16 protein-coding genes are annotated in these 17,454 nt (G+C 71.2%); 7 read left to right on the top strand and 9 right to left on the bottom strand.

All coding sequences use genetic code 11. From position 1 onward, the window contains the following. Both QZ607_RS12265 and QZ607_RS12260 read right to left on the bottom strand, forming a co-directional pair. A complete protein-coding gene (locus QZ607_RS12265; RefSeq protein WP_295882940.1) occupies window positions 1-738 on the bottom strand; it encodes an ABC transporter permease subunit in 738 nt (245 codons plus the stop codon). Next, entirely contained in the window at window positions 735-1,790 is a 1,056-nt protein-coding gene (locus tag QZ607_RS12260) for an ABC transporter ATP-binding protein (protein ID WP_295882939.1), read from the bottom strand. Before QZ607_RS12260 ends, QZ607_RS12265 begins: the two co-directional genes overlap by 4 nt. On the opposite strand from QZ607_RS12260, the gene QZ607_RS12255 reads away from it, so the two are divergent. After that, complete coding sequence (locus QZ607_RS12255; protein WP_295882938.1) at window positions 1,789-3,801, top strand: hydantoinase/oxoprolinase family protein; 2,013 nt, start codon at window positions 1,789-1,791, stop codon at window positions 3,799-3,801. The genes QZ607_RS12260 and QZ607_RS12255 overlap by 2 nt on opposite strands. Window positions 3,802-3,922: 121 nt before the next feature. Further along, window positions 3,923-5,104 carry a fatty acid desaturase gene (locus tag QZ607_RS12250; RefSeq protein WP_295882937.1) on the top strand — a complete coding sequence of 394 codons (1,182 nt, stop codon included), beginning with the start codon at window positions 3,923-3,925 and terminating at the stop codon, window positions 5,102-5,104. Window positions 5,105-5,203: 99 nt separating this feature from the next. Here QZ607_RS12250 and rpmG read toward each other — a convergent pair whose 3' ends face one another. The 3 genes from rpmG to radC form a co-directional block, all read right to left on the bottom strand. Next, complete coding sequence (gene rpmG / locus QZ607_RS12245; RefSeq protein ID WP_058555420.1) at window positions 5,204-5,371, bottom strand: 50S ribosomal protein L33; 168 nt, start codon at window positions 5,369-5,371, stop codon at window positions 5,204-5,206. A 109-nt stretch (window positions 5,372-5,480) separates the two neighbouring features. Further along, window positions 5,481-5,717, bottom strand: a complete 237-nt coding sequence (gene rpmB, locus QZ607_RS12240; RefSeq protein WP_295882936.1) for a 50S ribosomal protein L28 — start codon at window positions 5,715-5,717, stop codon at window positions 5,481-5,483. A gap of 213 nt (window positions 5,718-5,930) precedes the next feature. Continuing rightward, window positions 5,931-6,605, bottom strand: coding sequence for a DNA repair protein RadC (gene radC / locus QZ607_RS12235; protein WP_295882935.1), 675 nt, complete (start codon window positions 6,603-6,605; stop codon window positions 5,931-5,933). A 221-nt stretch (window positions 6,606-6,826) separates the two neighbouring features. Between radC and coaBC the strand changes: the two genes are divergently transcribed. The 4 genes from coaBC to argB all read left to right on the top strand — a co-directional run bounded on the left by coaBC (window position 6,827) and on the right by argB (window position 12,156). Further along, complete coding sequence (coaBC, locus tag QZ607_RS12230; protein WP_295883001.1) at window positions 6,827-8,026, top strand: bifunctional phosphopantothenoylcysteine decarboxylase/phosphopantothenate--cysteine ligase CoaBC; 1,200 nt, start codon at window positions 6,827-6,829, stop codon at window positions 8,024-8,026. Beyond that, a complete protein-coding gene (dut, locus tag QZ607_RS12225) occupies window positions 8,004-8,462 on the top strand; it encodes a dUTP diphosphatase (RefSeq protein WP_295882933.1) in 459 nt (152 codons plus the stop codon). Before coaBC ends, dut begins: the two co-directional genes overlap by 23 nt. 154 nt (window positions 8,463-8,616) lie before the next feature. Beyond that, complete coding sequence (locus QZ607_RS12220) at window positions 8,617-11,220, top strand: phosphomannomutase/phosphoglucomutase (RefSeq protein ID WP_295882932.1); 2,604 nt, start codon at window positions 8,617-8,619, stop codon at window positions 11,218-11,220. A 39-nt stretch (window positions 11,221-11,259) separates the two neighbouring features. Beyond that, a complete protein-coding gene (gene argB, locus QZ607_RS12215) occupies window positions 11,260-12,156 on the top strand; it encodes an acetylglutamate kinase (protein ID WP_295882930.1) in 897 nt (298 codons plus the stop codon). Here argB and QZ607_RS12210 read toward each other — a convergent pair. Both QZ607_RS12210 and pyrE read right to left on the bottom strand, forming a co-directional pair. Further along, window positions 12,143-13,186: a DUF4124 domain-containing protein gene (locus tag QZ607_RS12210; RefSeq protein ID WP_295882929.1), complete on the bottom strand. Its 1,044-nt coding sequence runs from the start codon at window positions 13,184-13,186 to the stop codon at window positions 12,143-12,145. The genes argB and QZ607_RS12210 overlap by 14 nt on opposite strands. A gap of 208 nt (window positions 13,187-13,394) precedes the next feature. Next, entirely contained in the window at window positions 13,395-14,048 is a 654-nt protein-coding gene (gene pyrE, locus QZ607_RS12205; protein WP_295882927.1) for an orotate phosphoribosyltransferase, read from the bottom strand. Window positions 14,049-14,275: 227 nt separating this feature from the next. On the opposite strand from pyrE, the gene QZ607_RS12200 reads away from it, so the two are divergent. Beyond that, entirely contained in the window at window positions 14,276-14,956 is a 681-nt protein-coding gene (locus tag QZ607_RS12200; RefSeq protein WP_295883000.1) for a sulfite exporter TauE/SafE family protein, read from the top strand. Between the two features lie 66 nt (window positions 14,957-15,022). Here QZ607_RS12200 and QZ607_RS12195 read toward each other — a convergent pair whose 3' ends face one another. Both QZ607_RS12195 and QZ607_RS12190 read right to left on the bottom strand, forming a co-directional pair. Further along, window positions 15,023-16,969 (bottom strand): hypothetical protein, encoded by a 1,947-nt coding sequence (locus QZ607_RS12195; protein WP_295882926.1) that lies wholly within the window; start codon window positions 16,967-16,969, stop codon window positions 15,023-15,025. Window positions 16,970-17,137: 168 nt separating this feature from the next. Then, window positions 17,138-17,452: a DUF167 family protein gene (locus QZ607_RS12190; RefSeq protein WP_295882998.1), complete on the bottom strand. Its 315-nt coding sequence runs from the start codon at window positions 17,450-17,452 to the stop codon at window positions 17,138-17,140. Window positions 17,453-17,454: the final 2 nt, after the last annotated feature.

The raw sequence follows: 17,454 nt of genomic DNA, 5'->3' as shown, positions 1-17,454 counted from the left end.
TCAGTCGAGCCCGGCATTCTCCAGCCGGCGGTGGGCGAGGGCCAGGAAGAGCGCGATGAGCCCGACGAAGTAGACCAGATCGCTCGTGCGCACCACCCCGGCCAGGAACCAGAACAGGTGCTGGCTCCAGGCGAGCCAGTCCAGCACACCGAGCTGTGGGGCGCCCAGGAGCTCCGTACGGTTCACCACGGACAGCAGTACCAGGAGCCCATAGGCGGCAACGGCGGCGGCCACCGGCTGGCGGGTGAGGGTCGCGGCGAAGAGCCCCACGGCGGCGAAGAGCAGCCCCGTGAGCCAGAGCCCGAGGGCCGCCGCCAGCAGCATGCCCGGGTCCACCTGGGCCGCGCCGATGAGCGTGAGCCCGAGCCCCAGCGGCAGCAGGCACAGCGGCAGCACCAGCAGCGCGAGCCCCAGGAATTTGCCGAGCAGGATGGTCCCGAGCGAGATGGGCGCGCCGGCCAAGAGCGGCCAGGTGCCGTCGCGCAGCTCGCCGCCCAGGCTGCGTGCGGCAAGCAGCGGTACCACCAGCAGCAGCAGCGCCGCCGCAGTGCCGAAGAGATTGTGCGTGAGCTCCAGGTTGAGCCCGGCGCTGCGCACCGGCGGCTCCGCCCCGGTGAACAGGTCCAGCACCCGCAGCAGCACATAGCCCAGGATGGCCTGCGTGGCCGCCAGCAGCACCCAGCCCAGGGGCGTGCGGAAGGCGGCGAGCCAGTCGCGGGCGGCAATGGCGGCGATCATGCCGCCGCCTCCATGCCGACGCTGCGAAAGAAGAGCCGTTCCACGTCGGTGCGCTCCGGCATCATCTCCAGCAGCCCCCAGCCCGCGGCCACCAAGCCGGCGGCAAGCTGCTCGGCGTCGGCATCCGCGCCGAGCTGGACACGGAATGTGCCCGGCGCGCCCGCTTCGGCTGTCGCCGTGGCCACGGACGTAAGCGCGGCGAGGGCGGCGGGTGCAGGTGGACGGGCGAGGCGCACCCGCAGTGCCCGTGGGGCATCCAGGGGACCGTCGTGCAGCAGCCGGCCGCGGTCCAGCACCAGCACGCGCCGGCAGCTGGCCTGCACTTCGGCAAGCGCGTGGCTGGAGACCAGCACCGCGCTGCGCTCGGCGAGCTCCGCGATGAGCCCGCGGACCTCGCGCATCTGCACCGGGTCCAGGCCGTCGGTGGGCTCGTCCAGGATCACCAGCTCCGGCTCGTGGACCAGGGCGGCGGCGAGCCCCGCCCGCTGGCGATAGCCCTTGGACAGCCGGCCCAGCAGCCGGCGGCGGGCGGCGTCGAGCCCGCATCGGCGCAGGGCGCGGCCGACGGCTCGGGTGACGGCGCCCGGGGGGATACCGCGCAGCCGGGCGACCTGGGTGAGGTACTCCTCCACCCGCATCTCCGGATACAGCGGCGGGCGCTCCGGCAGGTAGCCGATGTGGCGCTTGGCCCGCTGCGGGCTATGCTGCATGTCATGCCCGGCGATCACCACCCGCCCGCTCGTCGGTGCGAGCAGGCCCGCGAGGATGCGCAGACAAGTGGTCTTGCCGGCGCCGTTTGGGCCGAGCAGGCCGACCACCTCGCCGGCGCACAGGCGGAAGTCGAGACCGGCGACGGCTGGGGTGCGCCCGAAGCGCCGGGTCAGGGCCTGCACCATCAGTAATGCGTCCATGGCGGCGACGATAGCGCGGGTGCCGGCGCCTGCCAACTGCGCGCTCCGGGCGGCGACCTTTTGGGCATGGCGCCCGGGCGGTGTACCCTCGTCGGCGACGGCGGACGCCGGCCGTCCGCAAGACGACGGGGACTCGCCCATGGCTCTGCTCGGCATCGACACAGGCGGCACCTTCACCGACTTCGTGCTCTGGCGGGACGGCACCCTGCACGTGCACAAGGTGCCCTCCACACCCGCGGCCCCGGAGCGGGCCATTCTGCAAGGCGTCGCGGAGCTGGGCCTGGACCCCGCCGGGCTCACGGTGGTGCACGGCTCCACGGTGGCCACCAATGCGGTGCTGGAGGGCAAGGGCGCGCGTACCGCCTTCGTCACCAACCGGGGCTTTCGCGATCTGCTCGCCATCGGCCGCCAGGCGCGGACCGCCCTCTATGATCTTCAGCCGCCGCCGGCACCGCCGCCGGTGCCGCCCGAGCTGTGCCTGGAGACGGGCGGGCGGCTCGCTGCGGACGGTGCGCTGCTGGAGCCCCTGACGCAGGCGGACCTCGACGCGCTGCGGGCAGCGCTGACGCGGCTCGGTGCCGAGTCCGTTGCGGTGAGCCTGCTGTTTGCCTATCTGGACGACCGCGCCGAGCGCGCCATCGCCGCGGCGGTGCCGCCCGGGTGCTTCGTCTCCCTGTCATCGGCGGTGCTGCCGCTCATGGGCGAGTACGAGCGTGGCATTGCCACCTGGCTCAATGCCCGGGTCGGGCCCGTGGTGGCGGGCTATCTCGGGCGGCTGCGGGCCGGGCTGCCCGGCGCGCGGGTGTCTGTGATGCAGTCGAGCGGCGAAGCCGTGGCCGCCGCCGCAGCCGGCGCCGCCGCCGTGCGGCTGCTGCTCTCCGGGCCCGCCGGTGGGCTCGCGGGTGCGGCACACGTGGCCGCCGCGGCGGGGGTCGAGCAGCTGCTGACCTTCGACATGGGCGGCACATCCACGGACGTGGCGCTGGTGGAAGGCGCGCAGCCATTCATCCCCCGGCTCACGCTGGAGGGCCGCATCGGCGGCCTGCCCGTTGCTGTGCCCATGGTGGACATGCACACCATCGGCGCCGGCGGCGGCTCCATCGCCCGGGTGGATGCGGGCGGCGCGCTGAAGGTCGGCCCCGAGTCCGCAGGCGCCGACCCAGGACCCGTCTGCTACGGGCGCGGCGGGCGGGAGCCCACGGTGACCGACGCCAATCTGCTGCTTGGGCGGCTGCGGGCGGAGGCCTTCCTCGGCGGTCGCATGCCCCTGGACCTGGGGGCCGCCCGCCGCGCGCTGGCGCGGCTCGCGCAGCAGCTCGGTCTTGCGGATGCCGCCGCGACAGACTCCGGGGGAATGGAGGCTGCGGAGCGGGCTGCCCGCGGCATCATCGACCTCGTCAACGAGCACATGGCGCAGGCGCTGCGTGTCATCTCCGTGCAGCGCGGCATCGACCCAGCCGGCGGCTGGCTCTGCTGTTTCGGCGGCGCCGGCGGCCTGCATGTGTGTGCCCTGGCGGAGTCGCTCGGTATGACGCGAGCGCTGGTGCCGGAGCGCGCCGGAGTGCTCTCGGCGCTCGGCATGCTCGCGGCGCCGCCTGGGCGGCTCCTGACCCGCGCCTGGCTGGCGCCCCTTGACGCCCGCGGGGATGCCGAGGTCACCGCGGCCCTGGCGGCGCTCGCCGACACGGGCCGGCGGGCACTGGCGGCAGACGGCATCGACCCTGGCAGCCTCACGCGCGCGGACAGCCTGGACCTGCGCTATCGCGGCCAGTCGTACACGCTGAATCTGCCCTGGCGCGGGGTGGCGACGACGGCTGCGGACTTCCAGGACCTGCACGCCCGGCGCTACGGCCACACACTGGACCTGCCGGTGGAGCTGGTGAATCTGCGTGTGCGGCTCACGGCGCCGCCACGGGCGCCGGCGCTGCCCACCATCACGCCAGCGCGGGCGGCGCCCGCCGCCGCGCCGGCCGCGGCGAGCCTGCCCGGCTTCGAGGTGCCGGTGCCCCTGCACCGGCGCGAGGGGCTCGCCGTCGGTGCGCGGGTCGAGGGTCCGGCGGTGATCCTGGACGCTGTGGCCACCACCTGGCTTGCGCCCGGCTGGCAGGCGGAGCGCGACGCCTACGGCAATCTGTTGCTGCACCGACGCTGACGGGCCGCCGCACCGCTGGTGTCGCGGAGCGGCCTTGGCTATAGTGCAGTCCCCACGCTCCTCCCGGATAACAACGACGACAACCGGGGCTCACCGCGGACACGCCCGAGGATTTTGCTTGATGACGTACCAGGGTCTACTGGAGTTTTCCCCTTGGCAGATCGTGCTTGCGACACTCGCGATGACGCACCTGACCATCATCGCCGTGACGCTCTACCTGCACCGCGCCCAGGCGCACCGGGCGCTGCACCTGCATCCCGCCATCGCTCATGTCTTGCGTTTCTGGCTCTGGCTCACCACGGGCATGGTGACCCGCCAATGGGTGGCGGTGCACCGCAAGCACCACGCCCACTGCGAAACCGAGCAGGACCCGCACAGCCCGCAGGTTCTGGGTCTGCGCACCGTGCTGTGGCGCGGCGCCGAGCTCTACATGGCAGCCGGCAAGAATGCCGACGACTTGGCCCGCTACGGCCACGGCACCCCGGACGACTGGATCGAGCGCAACCTCTACAGCCGCTTCAGCTGGTACGGCGTCGGTGTCATGCTGGTGCTCGACCTGCTGTTGTTCGGCGCCTTCGGGCTTACGGTCTGGGCCGTGCAGATGCTCTGGATTCCGCTGCTGGCCGCCGGTGTCATCAACGGTGTCGGGCACTTCTGGGGGTATCGCAACTTCGAGACACCGGATGCGGCCACCAACATCGCGCCCTGGGGCATCCTCATCGGCGGCGAGGAGCTGCACAACAATCACCATGCCTTTCCGTCCTCGGCGCGTCTGTCCATGCGCCGCTGGGAGCTCGATCTGGGGTGGCTCTACATCCGTCTGCTCACATGGCTGCGCCTTGCACGTGTGAAGCGCCTGGCGCCGTCGCCGCGGTTCATCGAGGGGAAGCGCACCATCGACCTTGACACGCTGCGGGCGGTGCTGGTGGCGCGCATGCACGTGGTCCGGCGCTTCAGCCTGGATGTGCTGAAGCCGGTGACGCGCGAGGCCCTGGCCTCCGAGCAGCCGCAGTGCGGCATCTCCCCCCGCCGCGCCGCGCGCATGCTGGCACGCACCTGGAGTCAGCTCGATGAGAGCGGCCGGCGCAACCTGGAGCAGTTGCTGGCACAGAGCCGCGAGCTTGCGGTGGTGTACCAGTTCCGCGAGCGGCTGCAGCAGATCTGGGAGCGCAACGCCCCGACCCAGGAGGCCCTGTTGGCCCAACTTCAGGATTGGTGCCACCAGGCCGAGGCCACGGGCATCCAGGCCCTGGAGCGCTTCTCCCGCCAGCTGCGCGGCCTCGCGCTCGCCGGCGCGCACTGACAGCGCTGGCGCCGCGGCTGCCGGCGCATCCAGGCACCCGCGCAAGAAAAAGCCCGCGTCTGCGGGCTTTTTGCTGCGCGGCCGGTGGGCTGCGACGTCTTACTTGATCTTGCCTTCCTTGTACATGACGTGCTTACGGGCGACGGGATCGAACTTTTTGATCTCCATCTTGCCGGGCTGGTTCCGTTTGTTCTTGGTGGTGGTGTAGAAGTGACCGGTTCCCGCGCTCGAGTTGAGGCGGATCTTTTCGCGAGCTGCCTTGGCCATGGGCGTGGTACCTCGTAGTGCGGCGTGGTGGCGACGGTAGGGGTGGGGGCGACAGCGTGGGGCTTTGGCGCGTGGGGCTTAGGGCTGTCCCCGTTCAGACCTGTTGGCGTCAGACCTTTTGGCCGCGGGCACGCAGGTCACCCAGCACCGCGTCGATGCCGAGCTTGTCGATGATGCGCAGTCCTTTGGTGGAGACGCGCAGCCGCACCCAGCGCTTTTCGCTCTCGACCCAGAAGCGATGGTAGTGCAGGTTCGGCAGAAAGCGCCGCCGCGTCTTGTTGTGCGCGTGCGAGACGTTGTTTCCGGTCACCGGGCGCTTGCCGGTCACCTGGCAGACTTTGGACATGGCCCAGGCTCCTGTGTGTCATCACCCGCGGCGGTGTGGCGCCCGCTGCTCTTGCAGGGGGCTCCGGCATCGGCCGTACCGCAAGGGAGAGCGGCTGACGTGCCGAGTCGGATTGCGCGGGATCACTGGAAATTGCTAAGCACGCCAGAATACCTGCTCGCGGGGGCAGGTTCAAGCGTTGAGACTCGCCGGCGGCGCCGACAGGGCCCGCCGTCAGAGCAGCCCGCGCTCGGCGAAGGAGGTGCCGCCGCCTTCACCGATGACGATGTGATCCAGCACCCGGACATCCACCAGGGCGAGGGCGTCCCGCAGGCGCTCGGTGATGCGCAGGTCCGCCTGGCTCGGCTCGGCAACGCCGGAGGGGTGGTTGTGGGCGAAGATCACCGCCGCGGCGTTCCAGCGCATGGCCTCGCGTACCACCTCCCGCGGGTGCACGCTGGCGCCGTCGATGGTGCCGCGGAAGAGCTCGCGGTACTCGATGATCCGGTGCCGATTGTCGAGGAAGAGGCAGGCGAAGACCTCGTGCGGGAGCACGCGCAGGCGGCTTTTCAGGTAGTTGCGCACAGCCTCCGGGCTGGTGAGCACATCCCGCTTTTCGATCTCCGCGCGCAGGTAGCGCCGGCTCAGCTCCAGCACCGCCCGGAGCTGGACGTATTTGGCCACGCCGAGCCCCTTGCCGGCGCAGAACTGGGCCTGGCTCGCGGACAGTAGGCCGACAAGCCCGCCGAAATCGGCAAGCAGATCCCGGGCCAGATCCACGGCGCTGCGCCCCGGTACACCGGTGCGCAGGAAGATCGCCAGCAGCTCGGCATCGCTCAACGCCCCCGCGCCGCGCTGAATGAGCTTCTCGCGGGGGCGGTCCTGCTCAGGCCAGTCGCTGATGGACATGTGCGGAGCTCCCTGAATACGCTGCCCGGGAGAAGCTTACCTGAGCGTACACGACCGACCAAGTGTGGATGCTCAGGGCATGCCGGACCGCTCTGGGGCACCCGGCCAAGTGTGGTGCGGGACAACGCGGCCCAGGCACCATGGCGACTGCGCTACAATCCGGCGTATTCCCCGCTGTGAGTCATGCAGTCAACGCCGCGAGTACCGTGTCCGACGACGGGATGCAGAAGATTCTGCTTGGGGTGAGCGGCGGCATCGCTGCGTACAAGACCCCGGAGCTGGTGCGGCGCCTGGTGGAGCGCGGCGCCTGCGTGCAGGTGGTCATGACCGCGGCGGCAGCCGCCTTCGTGACGCCCCTGTCGCTGCAGTCCGTCTCCGGGCGGCCGGTGCGCACGGCACTGCTGGCGCCGGAGGCCGAGGCCGGCATGGACCACATCGCCCTCGCGCGCTGGGCGGATCAGGTTGTCCTGGCACCGGCCACGGCGCACCTGATCGCGCGCCTGGCGCACGGGCTTGCGGATGACCTCCTCACCACGCTCGTGCTGGCGACCTCTGCACCTGTGACCATAGCCCCAGCCATGAATCAGCAGATGTGGCAGCATCCCGCCACCATGGCCAACATTGCAATGCTGACCGAACGCGGCTGCCGCCTGCTCGGGCCCGCCAGCGGCGAGCAGGCCTGCGGGGAGCAGGGGCCGGGACGGATGCTGGAGCCGGCTGCGATCGCCGCCGCCTTGCTCGCGCCGCCACCGGCGGCGGCTGGCGCGCTCGCGGGGGTGCCGGTGCTGCTGACGGCGGGCCCAACGCGTGAGGCCATCGACGCAGTGCGCTATGTCGGCAACCGCAGCTCGGGCAAAATGGGCTATGCATTGGCGGCGGCGCTGGCGGGCGCCGGTGCGCGGGTGACACTCGTCTCAGGGCCCGCGCAGCTGCCATGCCCGACGGGCGTGCAGCGCGTGGTGGTGGAATCCGCGGCCGAGATGCATGACGCGGTGATGGCGCGTGTGGCCGACTGCGCCCTGTTCATCGCCGCCGCCGCCGTGGCCGACTATCGCCCCGCGCAGTCCCTGCCGGGCAAGCTCAAGAAGCACGCCGACACCCTGACCATCCAGCTCGTGCGCAACCCCGATATCCTGGCCGAGGTCGCGGCCCGTCCCGACAAGCCCTTCACCGTGGGCTTCGCGGCCGAGACCGAGGGTCTGGAGGCCGCGGCCCGCGACAAGCTCGGGCGCAAAGGGCTGGACATGATCGCCGCCAACGAGGTCGGCGCCGCGGCCGGCGGCTTCGAGGCCGACGACAACGCGCTGCTGGTGCTCTGGCCCGGCGGGCGCCGCACCCTCCCCATGATGCCGAAGCCCGCGCTGGCGACGGCGCTGACGCAACTCATTGCGGAACGCTATGCGGCATCGGCTTCAGGTTAAGGTGCTGGACCCCCGGCTCGGGCGGGACTTCCCGCTGCCGGCCTACGCCACCGAGGGCGCGGCCGGCATGGATCTGCGCGCGCTGCCCGAGGCCCCGCTGGACCTGGCGCCTGGGGCTGCCGAGCTGCTGCCCACCGGCATGGCCGTGCACATTGCCGAGCCCGGGCTTGCGGCCATGGTGCTGCCGCGCTCGGGCCTCGGGCATCGCCACGGCATCGTGCTCGGCAATCTGGTGGGCCTCATCGATGCCGACTATCAGGGCGAGCTGCTGGTGTCCTGCTGGAATCGCGGGCATGCGCCCTTCCGCATCGAGGTGGGTGAGCGCATCGCCCAACTGGTGCTGGTGCCGGTTGTGCACGCGGACCTGGAGCTGGTGGACGAGTTCCCTGCCAGCGCCCGCGGCACCGGCGGCTTCGGCCACAGCGGGCGGCTCTGAGCCATGCACCTCCGCCCTGCCCCGGTGAGTCCTGCCCCAGCCGGCCGTGCCCCAGCGAGCCGTGCCCCAGCGAGCCGTGCCCCAGCCATCGGCAGTCGCCGGCTGTCGTCGCCGCAGCGTCGGCGGCATCCCCGCCATCACCGGAGTCGCTGAGATGCCTGCGCGCCTGGGCAAGAGCGCGGAGGCCGAAGGGCTTGCCGTGCCGGACAGTGTCGACGGCTTCGGCCTCGGCACCTATTGCTGGATCGCCTATCTCGCGGCGGGCCTCGTGCTGCTGCTCGCGCTGCTCGGCGCCGCTGTGATCTTCGGCGCGAACGAGTCGCGCATGATGGAGCGCCACCTGCGTGCCTACTCCGCCACCCTGGCGCAGGAGATGAGCAACCGCACCGCGGCCGTGCGCGGACAGCTGAAGCGCTGGCGCGAGGACCCGGGCCTGCGCGCGGCGCTGCTGGATGGACGCCCGGATATCCTGCGCGACAAGGAAGCGGAGCTGGCGCTGCTCGTGCCGGGGGCGCTGGACGTGCTGGTCTTTCGCAGCGCGGACACCTCGGCCGGCGGGGCGGCATCGCAGCGGCTCAGCTTTGCCGGGCTCGACATGGTGCAGCAGGTCAAGGAGCAGGTCGCCATTTCTCCGTTGGAGGCGCATCGGGTGCGGCGCGACGATGAGCATCTCGCCATGGCCGGCCCGGTGACGGACGCCGACGGCGGCGAATTGCTGGGCATCGTGCACATCATGCTGCCGCTCTCGCTGCTGCCGCATACCGCGGCGGAAGCGGATGCGCATACCCACTTCGTGTTCCGTCAGCGTGTCGGTGACAGCCTGGTGGCCGTCAAGCCGCGGGACGCGGGCAACACGCCCCCGGGCGCCCCGTCGGTTGCCTTGCCCATCGCGGACACGCGGCTGTTGCTCGACGCCTGGGCCGAGATGCCCGGGCTCGTCGGTGGCGGACTCCTCCCGCTGTTGGCAGGGCTCTATGTGCTGGCGCTGGGGCTGCTCGCCGCCGCCCTGGGCCTGCCCTACCGCTACCTGCGCCGCGGCGTCGGGGCGGACCTCGCGAGCATGGTGGCGCTGGTGGAGGACGCCGCCGCCCAACGCCCCCTGCGCAATACCCGGGGGCGCATCCGCGAGCTGGTGGCCGCCACGGATACGGTGCGCAGACGCCTGCGCGAGCTGGGGCCGGGACGTGCGGTGTCGCCCAAGTCCGCAGAGCAGCTCGCGGCCCTGGCTGCGGCGGCCCCGGACGACGATGCGCCACTCGACCTGGAGGCGGGCTTCGACATGGAGCTCGACACGCCGCCGTCGGACCCGGCACAGGACCCCGCTTCGCCGCCCGCCGCCTCCGCCGCCGAGGTGCCCGCCACGAGCGGCGAGTCCCAGACGACGGTGCCGGACCACATCTTTCGTGCGTACGACATTCGCGGCCTCCTGGGTACCGAGATCGATGCGCGGGTGATGCGCCTGCTCGGCCGCGCCGTGGGCAGCGAGGCGGCGGCACAGGGCCAGCGCAGCTGCATCGTCGCGCGCGATCAACGGCCCTCCGGCCCGGAGCTGACGCAGGCACTCATCACCGGGCTGTGCGAGAGCGGCTGCGATGTGGTGGATCTCGGCGTCGCGCCCACGCCGCTCGCCTACTACGTCACCTTCCAGCGCGGCGCCGCGAGCGCGGCGGTGGTCACCGCGAGCCACAACCCCGCGGATTACAACGGCCTCAAGGTCGTCCTCGGCGGCCGTGCCGCGAACGAGGAGCAGATTCAGGGCCTGCGCGAGCGCATCGCACGCGGCGACTTCGAGCGCGGCGAGGGCCGCTGCACCGAGCTCGACCCCACAGACGACTACATCCGTGAGCTCTGCGACGACATTACCCTGGCGCGGCCCATGAAGATCGTCGTCGACTGCGGCTTCGCGACGGCCAGCCGCCTGGCGCCCGCCCTGTTCCGGGCGCTGGAGTGCGAGGTCACCGAGCTCGACTGCGACCTGGACCCGGCGCAGGCAGATGCCCACATGCCCGACCCGTCGCAGCCGAAGAATCTCTATGCCCTGGGCGATGCGGTGATCGGTGCCGGCGCGGATCTCGGGCTCGCCTTCGATGCCGACGGTGACCGGCTCGGCATTGTCGACTCCGCCGGCAAGTTCATCGCCGCTGATCGCATGCTGATGCTGCTCGCGGCGGATATCCTGGCACGCGCGCCGGGGAGCGACATCGTCTACGACGTCAAGTGCAGCCATCACCTCGGCTCGGCCGTGCTGCGCCACGGTGGCCGCCCGGTGATGTGGAAGTCCGGGCACAGCTTCATCAAGCAGAAGGTGCGCGAGCTCGGCGCCCCCCTCGGCGGCGAGCTCTCCGGGCACATCGTGCTCGCCGAGCGCTGGAACGGCTTCGACGACGCCTTCTACGCCGGCGCGCGGCTGCTGGAGGTCCTGGCTCTGGACCCGCGTCCCAGCACAGAGGTCTTCGCGGACTTCCCCGTCGGCATCGGCACACCGGAGCTGTTCGTGCCGCTGGCGGCCGGCGAGGATGCGGGCATCATGCAGTCGGTGCTCGCCATGGCGGACCGCCTGGACGGGGTGGAGGTCAACACCACCGACGGTCTGCGGGCCGAGTTCGACCAGGGCTGGGGCCTGATCCGGGCCTCCAACACCCAGCCGGGGCTGGTGTTCCGTTTCGAGGCGGACGACCAGACGGCGCTGGAGAAGATCCAGGACCTGTTCCGGCGCATGATGGACCTGGTGGCGCCGAATCTCGACATCCCGTTCTGAGGCGCCCACACGCGCCGCCCGCCCCAAGGAAACCCCGTCATGTCACTGCCGGAAGACCGTGCCCGCAACATCGCCCGCGTCCTCATCGAGGCGCTGCCCTACATTCGCCGCTTCGCCGGCAAGACCATGGTCATCAAGTACGGCGGCAACGCCATGGTGGAGCAGCGCCTGAAGGAGGGCTTTGCCCGCGACGTGGTGCTGATGAAGCTGGTGGGCCTGAATCCGGTGATCGTGCATGGCGGCGGTCCGCAGATCGGCGAGCTGCTGGAGCGGCTCGGCAAGGCCAGCGAGTTCGTGGACGGCATGCGCGTCACCGACAGTGAGACCATGGACGTGGTGGAGATGGTCCTGGGCGGACTGGTCAACAAAGAGATCGTCAACCTGATCAACCGCCACGGCGGCAATGCCGTGGGTCTCACCGGTAAGGACGGCGACCTGATCCGGGCGCGCAAGATGCTGCTGCGCCGGGACGCGCCGGAGCTCGCGGCGCCGGAGATCATCGACCTGGGTCACGTGGGCGAGGTGGAGAGCATCGACGTGAGCGTCGTCAACATGCTCGTGGGAGGCAATTTCATCCCGGTCATCGCCCCCATCGGGGTGGGTGCCGACGGCTTCTCCTACAACATCAATGCGGACCTGGTGGCCGGCAAGGTGGCGGAGGTGCTGCGCGCCGAAAAGCTCATTCTTCTCACCAACACCGCCGGCCTGCTGGATGCCGATGGCGAGCTGATCCGGGAGCTGGAGCTGGCGCGGGTGGAGGGCCTGATCCGCGCGGGCATCATCGCGGGCGGCATGTTGCCTAAAGTGGGCTGCGCCGTGGAGGCCGTGAAGGCCGGGGTGCGTGCCGCCCACATCCTGGATGGGCGGGTGGAGCACGCGGTGCTGCTCGACCTCTTCACCGACGAGGGCGTCGGCACCAAGATCAGCCCCCGCTGAGGGACGCAGGCGCCCTGGGCTGCACGCGCACGGCGGCGGTGTCGTCGCTGCTGCGGGCGTCCTCCCCACGCTCCAGGGCACTGCGGAAGCCGTCGAGCACGGCGGCGCGGGCGTCCGTGCGGCAGCTTTCCTCCTGGCCCGGGGAGTAGCTGCGGCACTGTACGTCCAGGAAGATCGACGCACTGCGACCGTCCTCGCGCCAGATGCGCGACACGGTGAGGGCGATATCGTTGCGGTCCTTCGGCGCCTCGGTCATGGCCACGTCCTTGCCGAGCGATTCGATGGGCATGGTGGCGTGGCGTCTCACATAGGACAGTGCGCGCTGCCAGAGCTGCTCGCAGCTCATCTGGTCGCTGCATTCGACCAGGTTCTTGAGCACCGGCGGGCGTGTCGCAACGGCTTCTCTGGGCGTCGGGGTGGCGGGCAGATTCTTGAGCTGGCGCAGCCGCTTGAGGTCGCGGTCGAACTTGCGGCGGATCTCCTGCTTCTGCTGCTCGCGCTCGACGATGGCCGCCAGCGCCTCCTCGATGGAGCGCTCGGTGCCGTCGATGCGCTCTTTGAGCTGCGGTGGTACTGCCTCGCCCTTGCGCTCCAGGTCTGCCGCTTCCGCGCGCAGCTGCATGAGCCAATCCTGCTGGCGGCGGATATTGCCCTTCTTGAACTGGATCATGGTGTCGATGTCCGACAGGTTCCCGTCCCGGGTCATGATCAGGTCGTCGACGCTCTGGAAGGTGTTCAGCAGCACGCGATCATCGGCGCGCTGCTGCTCCAGCATACGCTGCTGCTGGGCGCGCAGGCGCTCGAGCTCGCGCTCGCGCTGGATCTCTTCGGGCGTCTTGGCCGGTGGCACCGTGCGCACCCGCAGGCCCTGAGGCGAGAGCTGCGTGTGGCCCTTCTCCACTTCCGTGGGGGGAATCACATCCGAGTATTGGATGTTGCCCTGGTCATCCACCCAGCGATAGAGCGCCTGGGCCGCCGTCTCCGCGGCGGCGCCGAGCAGCAGGCAGGCCAGCAGCAGGCAGCACGACATCACAGCAGCAGGGCCGGGGGCGCGCCCACTGCGGTGCGGCGACTTCTCCGACGACGGGGGGGGATCGACGTGGCGCATGGCGAATGGTGGACTCGTGCGGCGCCCGCAGTCAGCGGCGCTGCAAAACATAATGGGACTGTAATACACGGGCCGTTCGCGGACTGGGATGCGGCGCATGTTTCCTGCGGACCGCCCGGGCGCGACGTGATCAGCCCGGGGTGGCGGTGCCCCAGCGCCGGCGGTAGTCGTCGAGGGCCTGATGAAATTCGGCAAGATCTGCATGCGCGTCGAGGTAGTCTACGAGGTCGTGCAGGGTGACGATGCTCACGGTGGCGAGGCCGAAGGTCGCGGCAATCTCCGCCGTGGCCGATTGCTCGCCGGTGCCGCGCTCACAGCGGTCCAGTGCGATGAGCACCCCGGCAGGTGTGGCCCCGGCGGCGCGGATCAGCGCTACGGATTCGCGTACCGAGGTGCCGGCGGTGATCACATCGTCCACGATGAATACCCGTCCGTCGAGGGGGCTGCCGACGATGCTGCCACCCTCGCCGTGAGTCTTGGCCTCTTTGCGGTTGAACGCGAAGGGCAAGTCCCGGCCGTGGTGCTCGGCGAGTGCGATGGCGGTGCAGGCGGCCAGCGGAATACCCTTGTAAGCGGGGCCGAATAGCATGTCCACCGGGAGCTTCGAGTGCGTAAGCGCTGCGGCATAATAGCCCCCGAGCCGGGCGAGGCGGGCACCGGTGCTGAATGCCCCCGCGTTGAAGAAATAGGGGCTGTGCCGGCCGGATTTGAGGGTGAAATCCCCAAACCGCAGCACGCCGACGTCGACGGCGAAGCGCAGGAAGTCCCGTTGATAGTCTTGCATGCTGGTGGGTCCCGGAGGTTCTCTGGTGAGTGGTGTTGGAGTGAGCGGTATTGGGGTGAGCGGTGCAGGAGTGCGTGGCGCAGGGGTGGCTGGTGGGCTGCGCTGTACTGGTGCTCCCGCCGGCCCGCTCAGCGGCTTGCGGCCCGATGTCGCGGACTGAGACGGCGCCTGCGGCGCTGCACCCCAGGCCATCGCCAGCATGCTAACGCGAGACGGGGCCTGACGTGCTGCTGACCTCCCTTGCCACGGCCTTCGTCGTCGGGCTGCTCGGTGGCGTGCATTGCGTCGGCATGTGCGGCGGCGTGGTGTCCATGCTCACGCTGGGTATCGCGCCGGAGCGCCGCGGCGACCTCGCCGGGCTGCTCCCGCTGCAGTTCGGCTACAACCTGGGCCGGGTGGCGGGCTACGCCCTCGCCGGTGCGATCTCGGGCGGCATCGGGGCGGTGCTGGCGCAGGCCGGTCTCCTGTACTGGGGGCAGCGTGCGCTCTACGCCCTCGCCGCGTGCGTGATGATTGCGCTCGGACTGTATCTCGGCGGCTGGTGGCGGGGGCTTGCGGTCATCGAGCGGGCCGGTGCCGGGCTCTGGCGGCGCATCGAGCCCATCGGCCGCCGGCTGCTGCCGATCCGGAGCTGGACGCAGGCGGTGGCGGTGGGGCTGGTCTGGGCCTGGCTGCCGTGCGGGCTCGTCTACAGCGTGCTGATCCTCGCGCTCGGCACCGGCTCGCCGGTCCAAGGGGCGCTGCTGATGCTGGCGTTCGGCCTCGGCACGCTGCCGAATCTGCTGGGCATCGGGCTGCTCGCCGGCCTGGCGTCGCGTTACCTGGCGGCGGTCTGGCTGCGGCGTACGGCGGGCCTGCTGGTGATGGGGTTCGGGCTGGCGGCGCTGTGGCAGGTCGTCGCACCCTGAGATGCGCATCTGGACGCCCGGGCTGCTGCTCGTCCCGGCGTTCATTCGCCCGGCGCCGGTCGCGCGTCAGCCGGAGCGTCGCACCGGCTCGCCGTCACTGCGCACCAGGTAGGGTGAAGGCGGGCGCTGCGCCGTGGTGCCGGGGTCGTCGTCGAGGGCATTGCGGATGTTGCGCAGCAGCGTCAGCTCACGGGCCAGCCGCGCCCGCTGTTGGGTCAGCTCGGTGCGCTCCGCCCGCGCCTCTTCCCGTGTGCGCTTGACGCGCTGGTAGCGCTCCAGGCGCCGCTCCGCCCGGACCTTGCGTCCTTCCACCGCCGCCACCAGCGGCGCCAGGGCACCCCGGCGCCAGGCATCGCAGTCCTCGCGCAGATGCTCCAGCAGCACGCCGGCGCGCTGCACCAGGCCGCGGCGCAGGCGGCGGATGGCCATGCCCTGCTCCGTGAACAGCAGCTCTGTGCCGGCGGCGAAGCGCAGCGCCTCTGCGTGCAGCAGGTCCATCTCGTGGCGGTAGCGTGCCGCCGAGAAGGGGGGCGGCGGCTTCACGTCCAAGCCGAGTGTCCGCTGCAGCAGCGTGTAGGTGGCATCCACCTGCTCGGCGGCCGCGGCGGCCTCGGTACTGGTCTGTGCCACCACCAGCCGCAGCTCGGTGAACAGCGCGCAGACGGCGCGGCGCAGGCCGAGCGTGGTCCAGCTGGCCGCAAGCCGCGCCTGGGCGCCGCCGATGAGGTGCTCGCCGGTGTCGCTCGCAATGAGGCCGCGGCAGCGCGCAGTGCGCTCGCGCAGGCGCCGCTGCGCGCGCTGCACCTGCTGCACGCTCTGCACGTAGGTCTGCTCGTCGCGGCGGGTGCGCTCCAGCGTGCGGGCAACGAGGTCTGCGCTGCGCGCTTCCAGTGCTTCCAGCTCGCGCACACGGGCGTCCGTGTGGGCGCAGCGCTCGCCGATGCGCGCCATCGCGGCCCGCAGCAGCTCGCCGATGCTCGCCTCCACGACGGCCCGCGAGCGTTCGCGCTGGGCGCCGATGATGCGCGTGCCGAGCCGGGACTCCAGCGCATCGACGCCGCTTGCACGGCGCCGAGCCGGCTTGTCGGCGATCTTCGCGGCGAGACCCTCCCGTGCCGAGATGGCATGCACTGCATCCCGCGCCACCGCCAGCGCCGTGGCGGTATGGTGCGTCAGACGCTCGATCTTCGTGGCCCGTTGGGGCCCGTCGGGGCCGAGCAGGTCCGTGCGGGTCAGGGCCACGAGGGTGACCTCGGGCTGCGGCTCGAGGGTCCGCAGATGGTCCTGCCACAGCGTCAGGTCATCGGCCTCGACGCCGCGGTCCGCGGCGATGGTCAGCACCAGTGCATCGATGTTCTCCAGCAGCTCGCGCTGCAGGAGCGCGTCCCGGGCGGTGGCGGCGAGACCCGGCAGGTCCAGCAGCACCAAGCCCTTCTTCAGCAAGGGATGCGGAAAGCTCAGTGCGGCGTAGCGCCAGCAGGGTACCTCGCAGGTGGCCCCGGCGGTGGCATCTCCAGCCAGGCCGAGCCGCGCCGCCTGCGGGGCGGGCAGCGGCTTGGTGCGGTGGATCTCGGCGAGCGTGGCGCTGATCTGCTCCGGCTCCTGCGGATGCAGGGGCAGCCGCACCCAGCGCTCGGGTGACGCCCTGAGCTCGGCGAGGGAGAGGTCGTCCGCCTGGTACTCGATGGGCAGCAGGCGCAGACAGGCATCGCCGTCGCCGGGCTGCCAGCGGATCTCCAGTGGGCACAGGCTGCGCGTTGCGGTGACCGGCATGAGCCGCCGGCCGAAGTCGGCAAAGAAGAGCGCGTTGATGAGCTCCGTCTTGCCGCGCCCTTCGGCACCGGCGACGGCGATGCGCAGCCCGTCCGCCTCGATGGCCGTGAGCGCGCGTCGCAGGCGTGCGTCCGCCTCGGGCGTGCCGGCGCCGGCGCTGCGCAGCCAGGCCCGCAGGTCATGCACGGCACGGACGGCGCGAGCGCGCCACTTGCCGTGGAGCGCCAATTGCACCTTCAAGGATGCGGGCTCTGTGCTTGCGGCTCCCGAGGGCATCGGGGCGGCCTCCGTCTACGCTGCGTGCATGGCCGGGCGCCGCGCGGCCGACGCCTGCAAGGCGGCTGCGATCGGCGGCGTCGCTGTCTGCGCGACTGCGAACAGCCGGCTGCCCAGTATTGTAGCGGGGCTTCAGCCCGTATCCCGTGAGCCGGTGCGAGAATCGGCCAACGGTGGAGGCAGGACGACCGGCGCCTCGATGGCCACGACCTTGGAGCGGCCCTGTGCGCCACTCAGCAGCCGTACACGGCCTTTGGGCACGGCGCAGCTGCGGGCGAGGAACGCCAGCAGCCGGGCGTTGGCCTTGCCGTCCACTGGTGGCGCCTTGATGCGCACCCGCAGCTCCTCGCCCAGGGGCTCGCCGAAGGCATCCTCCCGTGCGCGGGGCTGCACGCGCAGCGCGAGCCGCAGGGTGTCCCCCTGCCAGCGGTACCAGCTCACGGCGATGC

The sequence above is a fragment of the uncultured Thiohalocapsa sp. genome (genome assembly GCF_913063425.1).
Taxonomy (GTDB): domain Bacteria; phylum Pseudomonadota; class Gammaproteobacteria; order Chromatiales; family Chromatiaceae; genus Thiohalocapsa.
The sequence above is the reverse complement of the archived record's forward strand: the minus strand, read 5'-3'. Positions and strand labels throughout refer to the sequence as shown.

Coding starts and splice junctions, on each gene's coding strand:
- QZ607_RS12265 (WP_295882940.1), bottom strand. CDS start 738: ATGATCGCCGCCATTGCCGCCCGCGACTGGCTCGCCGCCTTCCGCACG.
- QZ607_RS12255 (WP_295882938.1), top strand. CDS start 1,789: ATGGCTCTGCTCGGCATCGACACAGGCGGCACCTTCACCGACTTCGTG.
- QZ607_RS12260 (WP_295882939.1), bottom strand. CDS start 1,790: ATGGGCGAGTCCCCGTCGTCTTGCGGACGGCCGGCGTCCGCCGTCGCC.
- QZ607_RS12250 (WP_295882937.1), top strand. CDS start 3,923: ATGACGTACCAGGGTCTACTGGAGTTTTCCCCTTGGCAGATCGTGCTT.
- rpmG (WP_058555420.1), bottom strand. CDS start 5,371: ATGGCCAAGGCAGCTCGCGAAAAGATCCGCCTCAACTCGAGCGCGGGA.
- rpmB (WP_295882936.1), bottom strand. CDS start 5,717: ATGTCCAAAGTCTGCCAGGTGACCGGCAAGCGCCCGGTGACCGGAAAC.
- radC (WP_295882935.1), bottom strand. CDS start 6,605: ATGTCCATCAGCGACTGGCCTGAGCAGGACCGCCCCCGCGAGAAGCTC.
- coaBC (WP_295883001.1), top strand. CDS start 6,827: ATGCAGAAGATTCTGCTTGGGGTGAGCGGCGGCATCGCTGCGTACAAG.
- dut (WP_295882933.1), top strand. CDS start 8,004: ATGCGGCATCGGCTTCAGGTTAAGGTGCTGGACCCCCGGCTCGGGCGG.
- QZ607_RS12220 (WP_295882932.1), top strand. CDS start 8,617: ATGCCTGCGCGCCTGGGCAAGAGCGCGGAGGCCGAAGGGCTTGCCGTG.
- argB (WP_295882930.1), top strand. CDS start 11,260: ATGTCACTGCCGGAAGACCGTGCCCGCAACATCGCCCGCGTCCTCATC.
- QZ607_RS12210 (WP_295882929.1), bottom strand. CDS start 13,186: ATGTCGTGCTGCCTGCTGCTGGCCTGCCTGCTGCTCGGCGCCGCCGCG.
- pyrE (WP_295882927.1), bottom strand. CDS start 14,048: ATGCAAGACTATCAACGGGACTTCCTGCGCTTCGCCGTCGACGTCGGC.